The organism is Neisseria sp. HMSC075C10, from assembly GCF_001815615.1.
Classification (GTDB): Bacteria; Pseudomonadota; Gammaproteobacteria; order Burkholderiales; family Neisseriaceae; genus Neisseria; species Neisseria subflava_A.
This window is the reverse complement of record NZ_KV821278.1, coordinates 104,510-116,564: the sequence shown is the minus strand read 5'-3', so window position 1 is coordinate 116,564 and position 12,055 is coordinate 104,510. Positions and strand designations below refer to the sequence as shown.

The following is a 12,055-nucleotide window of genomic DNA, read 5'->3' as shown; positions in this document are numbered from 1 at the left end:
ACAAAGGCCGTCTGAATATCAATTTCCCATTTTTGAGTGATACATGGAAAACCTTTTGGCTTACTTACTACAAAAAATCAGCCTCCCCAATCAATCCGGCAAGGACAAGTCATGAGCGGTAAGCCTTTGAAGTATCCCGTTTCCGCTTTGGTCGTTTTGCATGATGAAGACGGCAATATCCTGCTAATTGAACGCACGGCGCCGCAAGGTTTTTGGCAGTCGGTTACCGGCAGCTTGGAAGAAGGCGAGCGTATCGAAGAAACCGCATGGCGCGAAGTGTGGGAAGAAACCGGTATCCGTCTGGCAGACGGACAGTTGGAAAACTGGCATGACAGCACCGTTTATGAAATCTATCATCACTGGCGCCATCGCTATCCCAAAGGCGTTTTTGAGAACCGCGAACACATCTTCTCCGCCCAAATTTCGCGCGATACGCCTATCGTCCTGCAACCGGACGAACACGTTGCCTACGGTTGGTTTGGTGCGGAAGAGGCGGCGGAAAAAGTGTTTTCGCCTTCCAATAAACGCGCAATTTTAGAGTTGGTCAAAAGGCTGAATGCCAAAAAGGCTGTCTGAATACGACAGTTTCACATTTTCAGACGGCCTTGGGTTTGCTATACTTTCGCCGTTTGACTCTCTTTAAAATCAAAGGAAACCATCATGGCAGACTTCAACAAAATCCTGACCCCGGGCGATGTGGATGGCGGCATCATCAACGTTGTCAACGAGATCCCAGCAGGCAGCAACCACAAAATCGAGTGGAACCGCAAACTGGCCGCCTTCCAACTCGACCGCGTTGAACCGGCAATTTTCGCCAAACCGACCAACTACGGCTTCATTCCGCAAACTTTGGACGAAGACGGCGACGAATTGGACGTATTGCTGGTTACCGAGCAGCCTTTGGCAACCGGTATTTTCCTGGAAGCACGCGTTATCGGCGTGATGAAATTCGTTGACGACGGCGAAGTGGACGACAAAATCGTCTGCGTTCCAGCCGACGACCGCAACAACGGCAACGCCTACAAAACTTTGGCCGATTTGCCGCAACAACTGATCAAACAAATCGAGTTCCACTTCAACCACTATAAAGACCTGAAAAAAGCAGGTACCACTAAAGTTGAATCTTGGGGCGATGTAGAAGAAGCGAAACAAGTCATCAAAGAATCCATCGAACGTTGGAACAAACAAGCCTAATCGGTTTGTCCCATCCAATATCAAGGCCGTCTGAAAATCAAATTTTCAGACGGCCTTTTTATATCTCAGCAGCCTATCAATCCTTCAAGCATTTTCAAACTGATATTTCAAACGAATCAATCATATTATTTTAAATAATTGTTCCCTAAAGCCGAAATTTCAGACGGCCAGAGAATAGGTTTTCTAGATTGCAATTACAGCATCACCCCAAAAACGCTTTTTCAAATCCTGCCGCGCATTCCGGTGGCAGTTCCCGTTGTAGTAAATCATGCAGAGCAGAATATAATGCTGAAGGTATGTCACAGCTTTCTTCATCGTAAAACTCTCCGCCTGCTTTCCGCCATTCGCACTCAAAATCATAAATTGCCAATAAGGTTTGCATTAGTATTGCTATGGAAGGTGCGATAAGGCGGCGGTTTTCTATCGTACCGTAACCTGTTATCAGCCAATAAACAGGACTGTCGGGGGCGGCAGTATCGGCAAAAAGAATTGAATCGTCGAACATTATGCCAAATATCGCCCATTCTTCACGCCAGCCTTGTGTAGGCAGATATTGCTTGGTCTTCCTATCCCAGCTGAAGGCCCAATCGTGCCAACTGTTGGGCAACTTGGGATAAGTTACCCAATGTAAAAACAGAGTCTCCATCTCCAGCCAATAATCGGCAAGTGGATTGTCGGAATGCCATGTATCGTCCATATGGCGGTAGAAATCTGCTAATGCACCCAAATGCAGATGACGGTTGTCTTCCAGTGGGGGCAGTTCTTGCAACGTTTCTGTATAGGGAAAACTAAAGGTTTGAGCGAAGGTGCGTATAAGGGAGTGAGACATAAAGTTTGCTTGCTGTATTTTTACGGTTTAAGCCCGTGGAAAATAATGGATTATAGTGGATTTAATTAGAATCGGGCTTGATGCAGGCTAATGATGTAAGTCATCTGTTCAATTTATTTCTAATCTGTCAACGCTCATCAGTCAGAACATAAATATAGTAAATTCAAATTAGTTATAGGTAAGTGCGGCATTTTACCGATATAACAAAATCGTCTTTAAAACAAACAAACCATTCTTTCTCATTTTCAGACGGCCTCATTAAAGTAACGCCTATACCAAAAATAAGGAGTGCTTCAATGACTGCTACCACAACCGACCCACGAGCCAAGCTGCCTGAGACACCTTTGTCTGGCAACGAGGCCTTGAAAGAGCGCAGCGATTATCTACACGGTACGATTAAGGAGGAGTTGAAAGATGACTTTACCGGTGGCTTTACCGCCGACAATTTTCAGCTTATCCGCTTCCACGGCATGTACGAACAGGATAACCGCGATATTCGTGCCGAGCGTACCGAACAAAAACTTGAGCCTTTAAAAAACATGATGTTGCGTTGCCGTTTGCCCGGCGGCATCATTACGCCGAAGCAGTGGCTGGGGATCGACAAATTTGCCGGTGAAAATACGATTTACGGCTCCATCCGCCTGACTAACCGCCAAACCTTCCAATACCACGGCATTTTGAAAACCGATTTAAAACAGGCACATCAGGCATTGCACAAACTTGGTTTGGATTCCATTGCCACAGCCAGCGATGTCAACCGTAATGTGTTGTGTACCAGCAATCCGGTGCAAAGCACTTTGCACCAAGAAGCCTATGAATGGGCGGCGCGCATCAGTATGCACCTTTTGCCGCGTACCATGGCATATGCCGATGTCTGGTTGGACGGCGAAAAAGTGTTTACAACCGAGCCGACCGAGCCGCGAAATAAAGAAATTGCCGACGACGTAGAGCCGATTTTGGGTAAAACCTATTTACCGCGCAAATTTAAAACTGCCGTCGTGATCCCGCCCGATAACGATGTGGACATTCATTCCAATGACTTGGGTTTTGTGGCGATTGCAGAAAACGGCAAGTTGGTGGGTTTCAATGTATTGGTCGGAGGCGGTTTATCCAGCGAACACGGTAATACCAAAACTTATCCGAACACTTCTTACGAATTTGGTTTCGTTCCGCTCGAATACACCCTTAACGCTGCCGAAGCTGTCGTCAGCACCCAGCGCGACTGGGGTAACCGCAGCGACCGCAAAGCTGCCCGTACACGCTATACGCTGCAACGCGTCGGCGTTGATGTGTTCAAAGAAGAAGTAGAAAGGCGCATGGGCATTAAGTTTGAACCCATCCGCCCTTACGAATTTACCCATCGCGGCGACCATATCGGCTGGGTACAAGGGCATGAAGGCAACTGGCATTTGACTTTGTTTATTGAAAATGGCCGCCTGCTCGATTATCCCGGCAGACCGTTGAAAACAGGTATCCGCGAAATTGCCAAAATCCATCCCGGCGACTTCCGTCTGACTGCCAACCAAAATCTGGTGGTTGCCAATGTACCGCCCGAATTGAAAGACACGATTGATAAAATCGCCAAAGATCATGGCCTTATCAGCAAATCGATTACCATCCAGCGTGAAAACTCCATGGCCTGCGTTGCCTTGCCGACTTGCCCGCTGGCAATGGCGGAGGCCGAACGCTTCCTGCCGACATTCTCCGATAAAATCGACGAAATGTTCGCCAAATACGGCTTGGAAGACGAATACATCGTTTTGCGCGTAACCGGTTGTCCGAATGGTTGCGGCCGCGCCATGCTGGCGGAAATCGGCTTGGTCGGCAAAGCCGTCGGCCGCTACAACCTTTACGCAGGCGGCAACCGCGAAGGCACCCGCATCCCGCGCCTGTTTAAAGAAAATATTACCGAACCTGAAATCCTTGAAATTGTCGAAGGCTGGGTGGCCGATTGGGCGCAAAACCGACTCGATGATGAAGGCTTCGGCGATTTTGCTGTCCGCACCGGTATCGTCAAACCCGTATTGGACGCACCTCGCGATTTCTGGGCATAACGCATACAGACAGACCCACAAGTCTGCAATAAGAAAATAGAGAAGGACTAAAGGCCGTCTGAAAAATCAGGATAACTGGTTTTCAGACGGCCTTTTATATCAGGGATGTTTATATGAAAGATAGGATATAAATCGGATCAGCGGCGGCGGCCAAAGCCTCGGCCCATGCTGGGGCGGCGGTAGTTGGAAGGCTGACGCGTAGTTTCGCGGTATCGTTGTTGCTGCTGGGCGTTTTGTTGCTGGGCACGCAGGGTGCGTGTATTCAGCTGTTGGCTGGTGCGTCCGTTTGGACGTGTGCTTTGATAATAGTTGGCACGGGCTTGACGGGCAATCGGACTGTTTTGATTGCGCGCCTGTGTGAATTTATTGGCCAATGCGTTGCCGATAAATGCACCGGCTGCCGCGCCCACCAAACTTTGCAGCAGCCAGCTGCCGGTGGATTGGTCGTAGATGTATTGTTGGCCGTCTGTACCGGTTACCGGTTGGCCGTTGTTGCCGTTGGCTTGTGCCTCGGCAGGAATGGTGTCTTTCACGGCTTCTGGCGTGAGCTGGTAAACCGTATTGTCTTCTTGTTGGCCGTTTTGTTGTGCCAACTGTTGTTGCAATGCTTCGATTTGTTTTTGCTGCTGCTCAAGTTGCGCTTGGGTATTGTCTTTGCAGGCAGCAAGGGCGAAAGTGGAAAGGGCGGCTAAGGCAATCAGTTTTTTCATTGTTTTTCCTGAGAGAAGTTTGTCTTTGCCGAGATTTCGGCGGAGTGTGTTTGCCTAATATTAAACCATTTCCCTGTTTTTCAAGTAGTTTTACAAAATAATATTGGAAAGTTGCGCTGCAAATGCACGGCTGTTGGCAGCCAGGTTGCCCAATGCAGGCATTTCGTGTTCGGTTTCGATAATCAGTAGGTTGGCAGGGCGGCGGGTGTGCAGGGACATTTGCATTTCAGCGGGAGAGAAGGGCATGTGATGGCGTTTGGCGAAAGCTTCGGCGCGTTTGTTGGCGGTTTTGAGCATGGGCAGCAGGGTAATATCCAAATGGAAACGGCGTACGCCCAAAACCAAAATACGCGCTGCGAAGAAATCCGCTTCATCAGTAAAGACGCTGGGGCTGCTTTGATTGAAGTCGTGGCGCTCTGCGGCAATCAAAGTCGCGATGGTGCGCACTTGCGGAATTAGGGCTTCGCTGATGAGGCTGTCAGGCGAATCAGGCAAAGTGTGCATGTTGAGCATGCTGTGGTGGCTGTTGCTGTCAACGACCATGTGGCAGGTGTGTAACATTTTGGTTTGGCTGTGGATTTTAGTTGAGGCAGTCATGGCTGTATTCCTTATTTCTTAAAAATGGGTGGATTTAAGCGGCCATGGTGGGTATAAAAAAAGCCGCTCAAATGAGGCGGCTCTAATTTGCGTATTTTCAATTTGGTCTGTTTTAGACAAGCGCAAAAAAGTACCGCACGTTTGTGTGGTACCAATAGAAGAAAGTAGCAGAGCGTTGCGCGGTTTGCATGATGAAAATACGTCTTTAATGTATAAAAGAATGGAACGTAGTTTAAAACAAGAATGCCAGTAATTTCAATATCCAATCGACAAAACCCACCAATAAATCTACAAGTTGTTGTAATCCTTCCAATTTATTTTCTTTCGAGTGAGTCAAATTTGCACAATTATAATGCAAAACCGGGTAAATTGATAACAATCCGAGCTGGCTCTTTAAAAAGGCCGTCTGAAATTCAGCTTTCAGACGGCCTTTATTTTTGTTTATCCAATCAATAAACGTCGCGTTGGTAGCGTTTGTCTTCGCGCAGGTCGTTGAGGTAGTCTTCGGCTTCGTCACGGCTGAGTTTGCCTTGGGTTTCGATGACTTCGATCAGGGCGTTTTCGACATCGCGTGCCATGCGTGCGGCGTCGCCGCAGACGTAGAGGTGTGCGCCTTGTTGCAGCCAGTTCCAAACTTCGGCGGCGCGTTCGGCGATTTTGTGTTGGACGTAGACTTTGTGTTCGCCTTGTCGGCTCCATGCAAGGTCGGCGCGGGTGAGGAGGCCGTCTTTGCGCCATTCGCTCCATTCGAGTTGGTAGAGGAAGTCGTCGGCCAAGCGTTGGTTGCCGAAGAAGAGCCAGTTTTTGCCGCTGTCGCCATTGGCGGCGCGTTGTTGCATAAAGGAGCGGAAGGGGGCGACGCCTGTGCCTGCGCCGATCATGATGATGGGGGTATCGCCGTTTTGTGGCAGGCGGAAGTTGGGGTTGGGTTCGACAAAGACGTGGACTTTGCTGCCTTCTTCGAGGCGTTCGCCCAAGTAGCCGGATGCTGCGCCGGTGTAGGTGTGGTCGTGGTGGTCGAAACGGATGACGCTGATGGTGAGGTGGACTTCTTCGCCGACTTCGTCTTGTGCGGAGGCGATGGAATAGAGACGTGGGGTTTGTGGGCGGAAGAGGCTGTATAGGGTTTGTGCGTCCAGTGGGTGTAGATGGGCTGCGAATACGCCGACGGGCGGAGTGGCGGCAAGGTAGGCGTCCAGTTGGGCTTTATCTGCGGCTATGGTTTTGAGTTCTTCGTTGTTTGTTAATTCGGCGTATTGTTGGACGAAGGCGGGTGTGTTTTGGGTAATGTCTGCGGATTCAGTCAGGGCTGTGCGGATGTCGGTTTCGCGGCCGTCTGAAAGTTGGACGGTTTCGTTGCCAGTCAGTTGGTTGAGGTCGAGGATTTCTTGAACGAGGTCGGCGGCATTCAGCGGCCATACGCCGAGCGCGTCGCCTGCCTGATAATGCAAACCTGAGCCGCTGAGGTCGATTTCGATGTGTTCGACGTCTTTTTCTGCATCGCGCGAGGTGATTTTTTGGCGCACGGAGAGGGTGGCTGTGTAGGGTTTTTCTTTGGTGTAGACGGTGCCGCTACTTGGTATGGCTGGGTCGTTTGATGCAGCGGTTGTACTTGGGCTTGCTGCTTGGGCAGTCAATTCGGCTACTTTGGGTACGATGGCGGCAATCCATGCGTCGGCATCGGCTTGGAATTCTAAGTCGCAAATGCCCAAGTCGTTCAGACGGCCTGCGCCCAGTTCGGCAAATTTGGCATCAAAGTCTTTGCCTGCTTGGCAGAAGTTGGGATAGGAGGAATCGCCAAGACCCAAGACGGCAAAGGTCAGTTTGCTGAGGTCGGGTTTCTTTTTGCCGTAGATGAATTTGTACAGGGGTAGGGCTTCTTCGGGTGGTTCGCCTTCGCCTTGGGTGGAGGTAACTAAAAGCACGATGTCTTCGTCGGGCAGGGTTTTGCTTTTGAAATCGCCTGCGCTGCTGAGGCGGGCTTCTACGCCGGCGGCTTGAAGTTTGGCGTGTAGGGATTCGGCAACGCTGCGGGCATTGCCGGTTTGGGAAGCAGAGAGAACTAATACGCGGCGGCTGACTGTCGGAGCGGCTGTTTGCAGGGCAGATGGTTCGGCTACTACACCGGATACGCCTTGGCTTTGCGCCCAGCAATAGCCGGAGAGCCAGGCAAGTTGGGTGGGGGATAGTGTGGAGAGTTGGACGGAGAGTTCGGGTGGAAGCGGATTGGCTTGGCTCATTTGGATTCCTTTGTTGGACGGCTATAACCGATTGTTTGAATAATGGACAGTCGCCACTTTAAACAGGCCGTCTGAAAAAAGGAAAGAATGCTTGGTTTTAATTTAAGATGATTTCGTTATATTCGGGAAGGTATTAGGCCGTCTGAACATGCTCATTCAGACGGCCTTGGATTGGATAGAAACGAGATTTTCAGTTTCCGCTGGAGAGTTTCATCACTACGACGCCGGAGATGATGAGAAATGCGCCGAGCCAGCGGCCGAAGTTGGCGGCATCGTTGAAAAATACAACGCCTACCAAAAAAGCCCCTGCCGCGCCTATGCCTGTCCAGACGGCGTAGGCTGTACCCATCGGAATACTTTTTTGGGCAAGGTAAAGGAAGTATCCGCTGCCGACGATGCAGGCAAGCGCGGCGGCAAAGCCATGCCAGCGGTAGCCTTCCTGTTGTGCCAGCTTTAAGCCCAATGGCCAGCCGATTTCCAGCATACCAGCTAAGATTAAATAAAACCAACTCATAATATGTCCTGATAGTGTGTTAAGGTTTCAGACGGCCTTGGAAAGATTGTTTTCTTCCGAGAGTTCAACGCGTTGTCCGATGTCTTTTAGATTGGAGTATTGTTCGACCAAGCGCGGTACATCGTCCAAGCTCATTGCAAACATCCATAAATAAGTGCTGACGGAATAGATATGGCCGGCGCTTCCGTAGCCTTTAAGCGTCATGTGTATAAAGGCAAAGCCGAACAATACGCTCATCGCCATGCCGATACTGAGATAGCCTAAGGCTTCGCGATTGGAAATCAGCACGCGTAGTTTGGCAACCCAGCCGTAGTGGCGGTAGAGCTGATGCTCGTTGCCGTCGCGGATAAGGTGGTTGTCGCGTTCAAGCCGGTTGTTCAAACGGAAATATAGGTTTTCGCTGATGGCGGCAAAACGCTGCAGCAACCATAAAAACAGGGCAAGTATCGCGACAGCCAATACGCCCACCCAAAATTCCAATATCAGCAACATCATACATGCACCGAAGATGGAGACCAGCGAAGTAGCAGCGATGGGCAGGTGTTCTTCAAAAAAACTGACGAACTCACGCGATAGGGCGACGCGTGCGGTAATGGCGGAATGCGGTACTTCTCGTTTGCGCTGTTCCAAAACGACCGGGACGGCTATTTCAGTATAGATTTTGGTAAATGTGCGCGTATCAGCTATTCTTCGGGCGGCGCCGATTATCCACATTAATAAAACCACCACACCATACAACATTGCCTGCCAGACGTTGCCTTCCATAACGGCATTAATCGCCCCGCCGCCAAACACGGGATATACCAGCAAGAGCAGATTATCCAAGCCGACGAGAGAGAAGGTTGTGATGAGTTTGCGGCGATGTGTTTGACCGATGTGTTTCAACATTTTCCACATGGTTGCCCTCCCTATTTAGTATTGAGGGTTTGCGCCATTAATTCGGCCAATGCGTCCAAATCGGCAAACAGTCAGGCTGCACGTTTTTCACCGAAGGCGGTAAAAATTCGTTTGCTGAATTCCTGCATGTTTTGCACCAATGGTGCAGCGGATTCTTTGCCTTGCTCGGTCAGCGACAATAAACGTTCGCGTTTGTCTTGTTCACTTTCGTGAAATGTCAGCAAGCCTTGTTCCGCCAGCGTTTTGCATGTGCTGGAAACGGTTTGCTTGGGCAGGCTCCATTCTTCGCCTATGTATTTTTGAGTGCGGCTGCCTTCGGTGGCTAAGGTGTAGAGAACGGCGAAGGTATTGTAGTTGGTGTTTTGCTGTTTAATCCATTGGTCAAATGCACTGTCTATATGGCTGATGCGCATACCGAGTTGATCGAGCTGATTCATAAATTGGTCTCAATATTGACTAATTGGATGCGGATTATAGTCATTTTTAGGACTAATTGCAAATAGAAGGCCGTCTGAAACAATCATTTTCAGACGGCCTTGAAACCGTTAAAATAATTAATGTAGAAACGATATTTTCAAACTACGATAAACCTAATAAAACCATTTTCAACACATACGCCATGATTCATTTCTTATCTCAAAACATCTCCTCCAAACAAGCCACTGCCATCGGGCTGCTTGCCGTTGCTTTGTGGAGCTTTGTCATTTCTCTGATACGCTCTTTGAGCCTGCATATGGGGGCAGTGGGCGGCGCAGCAATGATGTACACCCTGTCTACCGTATTGATTTGGCTGATTTTCGGCCGGCCGCATTTGCGTAATTACAACCGCAGCTATCTGTTTTGGGCGAGCGTGTTTTTTGTCGGCTGCGAACTGTGTTTGTCGCTGTCGGTCGGTTTTGCGCAAAACGCGAGACAGGCGGTGGAAATCGGCATGGTCAATTATTTGTGGCCGACGTTTACCATCGTCGGGGCGGTATATTTCAACAAACAGCCGTCAAAATGGTGGATAGTCATCGGCTTTGTGCTGTCGTTTTTAGGGATTGCCACTGTATTGGGCGGCGATGTCGGTTTGTCGGTTTCCGGTATTTACCACAATGTCCGCACCAATCCCGGCGGCTACATCATGGCATTTGCGGACGCAGTGTTTTGGGCGGCATATTGTACGCTGACGGCGCGCGTGAAAGCGGAAGGCAGCAGCGTCGGCTTCTTCTTTGCGCTGGTGTCTATACTGTTGTGGATAGAGTATTTTCTCAGCGGCGCGGATACGTTGAGTTTTGATTCTGTATCGCTCGGCTATGCCGTTGCCGCCGCGTCTTGTATGGGCTTGGGCTATGCAGTGTGGAATATCGGTATTTCGCGTGGCAACCTGACCGTATTGGCGGGTGCATCTTATTTCATTCCGGTATTGTCTGCGGTAGTGTCCTCGTTTTTGATCAGCGCGCCTTTGTCCATGACGTTTTGGCAGGGTGCGGGAATGGTGTGCTTAGGGTCGATTGTGTGTTGGTTGGCGACCCGGAGAAAACAGATGGCGTGAGGCAATATCCCATAGCTTCGCGATATAACGAAAACAGCTTTTTTAACAACCAAACATTCTTTCCCATTTTCAGACGGCCTGTTTAAAGTAGCAGTCAGTTTGAGAAATCACGAGAAATGGAAAAGAATCATGACCGCAGCTTCCGCTCCGCTTTTGCGCTTCATTACCGCCGGCAGTGTCGATGACGGCAAATCCACCCTCATCGGCCGCCTGCTCTACGACAGCAAAACCTTACTGACCGACCAGATTGACAAGCTTAACCGTGCTGCCGAAAACGGCGAAACGCCTGATTTTGCCAGTTTGACAGACGGCCTTGCCGCCGAGCGCGAACAAGGCATTACCATTGACGTGGCCTATCGTTATTTCGCCACGCCCAAACGCAAATTCATTATTGCCGACACGCCGGGACACGAGCAATACACGCGCAATATGGTTACCGGCGCATCAACTGCCGATGCCGCCATTATTTTGGTCGATGCCACGCGCGTCGATTTTTCCGGCAGCGAGCCCGTCCTCCTGCCGCAGACCAAACGCCACAGCGCGATTTTGAAGCTCTTGGGCTGCCCCAATATCATCGTCGCCGTCAACAAACTCGACCTGCTCGACTTTGACGAAGCCAAATATCAAGCCATTACCGAAGCCTACCGCAAACTGGCGGAACAAATCGGCCTCCAAGCACAAATCCACTTCCTGCCCATCAGCGCCTTGAAAGGCGACAATATCGTCAATGCCAGCAGCCAAACCCCGTGGTATCAAGGTTTGCCGCTTTTGCCTTTGCTTGAAAGCCTGCCTGTCAACCGTCAAAATGCCGCCGACCAAGCCGCGCACTTTCCCGTACAACGCGTGGCGCGCCAAGACGGCAGCAGCAGCGACGACTTCCGCGGCTATCAAGGCAGATTGGAAGCAGGCCGTCTGAAAGTGGGTGATGAAGTTAAAGTTTTGCCCAGCGGCCATGTTGCCAAAGTTGCCGAAATCTATAATGCCAACGGTAAAACCGAATCTGCCGAGGCAGGGGAAGTGTTGACTGTCGTTTTGGATACAGACATCGATATTTCACGCGGCAACAGTATTGTTTCAGCCGACAGTGGCATTGTTCCCGAACAACAATTTCAAGCCGCGCTTTGCTGGTTTGACGATATTCCGCTCAATCTGCGCCGTAAATATTTGCTGAAGCACACTACCCAAACCACGCCGGTAAAAATCAGCGAAATTGCCTACGTTTGGGACGTGAACACCCTCAGCCGGGTCGAATCCGCCGAAACGCTCAAGCTCAACGACATCGGCAGCGTCAGCTTCAAAACCCAGCAGCCGCTCGCTGCTGCCGCATACGAAGACAACCATGCACAAGGCGCGTTTATTTTGATTGACGAAGCCACCAACCATACTGTCGCGGCAGGCATGATACGCAAAGTCAGCGAAACAAACAGTTTTGAAATTTAAAAGAAAAGTTGAAATAAAAAAAGGCCGTCTGAAGTTTCAGACGGCC

The 12,055-nt window shown here is 50.0% G+C and carries 12 protein-coding genes; 5 read left to right on the top strand and 7 right to left on the bottom strand.

Annotation, left to right across the window (positions count from 1 at the left end):
• Positions 1–111: 111 nt before the first annotated feature.
• A complete protein-coding gene (gene nudB, locus HMPREF3047_RS10570; protein WP_070714128.1) occupies positions 112–576 on the top strand; it encodes a dihydroneopterin triphosphate diphosphatase in 465 nt (154 codons plus the stop codon).
• 84 nt (positions 577–660) lie between these two features.
• Positions 661–1,194 carry an inorganic diphosphatase gene (locus HMPREF3047_RS10565; RefSeq protein ID WP_003678634.1) on the top strand — a complete coding sequence of 178 codons (534 nt, stop codon included), beginning with the start codon at positions 661–663 and terminating at the stop codon, positions 1,192–1,194.
• A gap of 202 nt (positions 1,195–1,396) precedes the next feature.
• Here HMPREF3047_RS10565 and HMPREF3047_RS10560 read toward each other — a convergent pair whose 3' ends face one another.
• Complete coding sequence (locus tag HMPREF3047_RS10560) at positions 1,397–2,023, bottom strand: hypothetical protein (protein ID WP_070714125.1); 627 nt, start codon at positions 2,021–2,023, stop codon at positions 1,397–1,399.
• Positions 2,024–2,319: 296 nt separating this feature from the next.
• Between HMPREF3047_RS10560 and cysI the strand changes: the two genes are divergently transcribed.
• A complete protein-coding gene (gene cysI, locus HMPREF3047_RS10555; RefSeq protein WP_070714124.1) occupies positions 2,320–4,077 on the top strand; it encodes an assimilatory sulfite reductase (NADPH) hemoprotein subunit in 1,758 nt (585 codons plus the stop codon).
• Between the two features lie 137 nt (positions 4,078–4,214).
• Here the strand turns inward: cysI and HMPREF3047_RS10550 are convergent, their stop codons facing one another.
• From HMPREF3047_RS10550 to HMPREF3047_RS10525, 6 genes are all read right to left on the bottom strand, one after another.
• Positions 4,215–4,787, bottom strand: coding sequence for a hypothetical protein (locus tag HMPREF3047_RS10550; RefSeq protein ID WP_070714121.1), 573 nt, complete (start codon positions 4,785–4,787; stop codon positions 4,215–4,217).
• 90 nt (positions 4,788–4,877) lie between these two features.
• Positions 4,878–5,384: a hypothetical protein gene (locus HMPREF3047_RS10545; protein WP_070714118.1), complete on the bottom strand. Its 507-nt coding sequence runs from the start codon at positions 5,382–5,384 to the stop codon at positions 4,878–4,880.
• A 449-nt stretch (positions 5,385–5,833) separates the two neighbouring features.
• Positions 5,834–7,624 carry an assimilatory sulfite reductase (NADPH) flavoprotein subunit gene (locus tag HMPREF3047_RS10540; RefSeq protein ID WP_070714115.1) on the bottom strand — a complete coding sequence of 597 codons (1,791 nt, stop codon included), beginning with the start codon at positions 7,622–7,624 and terminating at the stop codon, positions 5,834–5,836.
• A gap of 190 nt (positions 7,625–7,814) precedes the next feature.
• On the bottom strand, positions 7,815–8,138 hold the full coding sequence (locus HMPREF3047_RS10535) for a DMT family transporter (protein ID WP_004520006.1): 324 nt from the start codon (positions 8,136–8,138) through the stop codon (positions 7,815–7,817).
• 27 nt (positions 8,139–8,165) lie between these two features.
• Positions 8,166–9,035: an ABC transporter six-transmembrane domain-containing protein gene (locus tag HMPREF3047_RS10530; protein ID WP_070714111.1), complete on the bottom strand. Its 870-nt coding sequence runs from the start codon at positions 9,033–9,035 to the stop codon at positions 8,166–8,168.
• A gap of 71 nt (positions 9,036–9,106) precedes the next feature.
• A complete protein-coding gene (locus HMPREF3047_RS10525; RefSeq protein WP_070714107.1) occupies positions 9,107–9,472 on the bottom strand; it encodes a MarR family winged helix-turn-helix transcriptional regulator in 366 nt (121 codons plus the stop codon).
• 182 nt (positions 9,473–9,654) lie between these two features.
• On the opposite strand from HMPREF3047_RS10525, the gene yddG reads away from it, so the two are divergent.
• Complete coding sequence (gene yddG, locus HMPREF3047_RS10520) at positions 9,655–10,569, top strand: aromatic amino acid DMT transporter YddG (protein WP_070461936.1); 915 nt, start codon at positions 9,655–9,657, stop codon at positions 10,567–10,569.
• A 129-nt stretch (positions 10,570–10,698) separates the two neighbouring features.
• A complete protein-coding gene (locus HMPREF3047_RS10515; RefSeq protein WP_070714104.1) occupies positions 10,699–12,009 on the top strand; it encodes a sulfate adenylyltransferase subunit 1 in 1,311 nt (436 codons plus the stop codon).
• Positions 12,010–12,055 lie beyond the last annotated feature (46 nt).

What these genes read in the sequence shown, in the direction of transcription:
- nudB (WP_070714128.1), top strand. Translation starts at nt 112, where the DNA reads ATGAGCGGTAAGCCTTTGAAGTATCCCGTTTCCGCTTTGGTCGTTTTG.
- HMPREF3047_RS10565 (WP_003678634.1), top strand. Translation starts at nt 661, where the DNA reads ATGGCAGACTTCAACAAAATCCTGACCCCGGGCGATGTGGATGGCGGC.
- HMPREF3047_RS10560 (WP_070714125.1), bottom strand. Translation starts at nt 2,023, where the DNA reads ATGTCTCACTCCCTTATACGCACCTTCGCTCAAACCTTTAGTTTTCCC.
- cysI (WP_070714124.1), top strand. Translation starts at nt 2,320, where the DNA reads ATGACTGCTACCACAACCGACCCACGAGCCAAGCTGCCTGAGACACCT.
- HMPREF3047_RS10550 (WP_070714121.1), bottom strand. Translation starts at nt 4,787, where the DNA reads ATGAAAAAACTGATTGCCTTAGCCGCCCTTTCCACTTTCGCCCTTGCT.
- HMPREF3047_RS10545 (WP_070714118.1), bottom strand. Translation starts at nt 5,384, where the DNA reads ATGACTGCCTCAACTAAAATCCACAGCCAAACCAAAATGTTACACACC.
- HMPREF3047_RS10540 (WP_070714115.1), bottom strand. Translation starts at nt 7,624, where the DNA reads ATGAGCCAAGCCAATCCGCTTCCACCCGAACTCTCCGTCCAACTCTCC.
- HMPREF3047_RS10535 (WP_004520006.1), bottom strand. Translation starts at nt 8,138, where the DNA reads ATGAGTTGGTTTTATTTAATCTTAGCTGGTATGCTGGAAATCGGCTGG.
- HMPREF3047_RS10530 (WP_070714111.1), bottom strand. Translation starts at nt 9,035, where the DNA reads ATGTGGAAAATGTTGAAACACATCGGTCAAACACATCGCCGCAAACTC.
- HMPREF3047_RS10525 (WP_070714107.1), bottom strand. Translation starts at nt 9,472, where the DNA reads ATGAATCAGCTCGATCAACTCGGTATGCGCATCAGCCATATAGACAGT.
- yddG (WP_070461936.1), top strand. Translation starts at nt 9,655, where the DNA reads ATGATTCATTTCTTATCTCAAAACATCTCCTCCAAACAAGCCACTGCC.
- HMPREF3047_RS10515 (WP_070714104.1), top strand. Translation starts at nt 10,699, where the DNA reads ATGACCGCAGCTTCCGCTCCGCTTTTGCGCTTCATTACCGCCGGCAGT.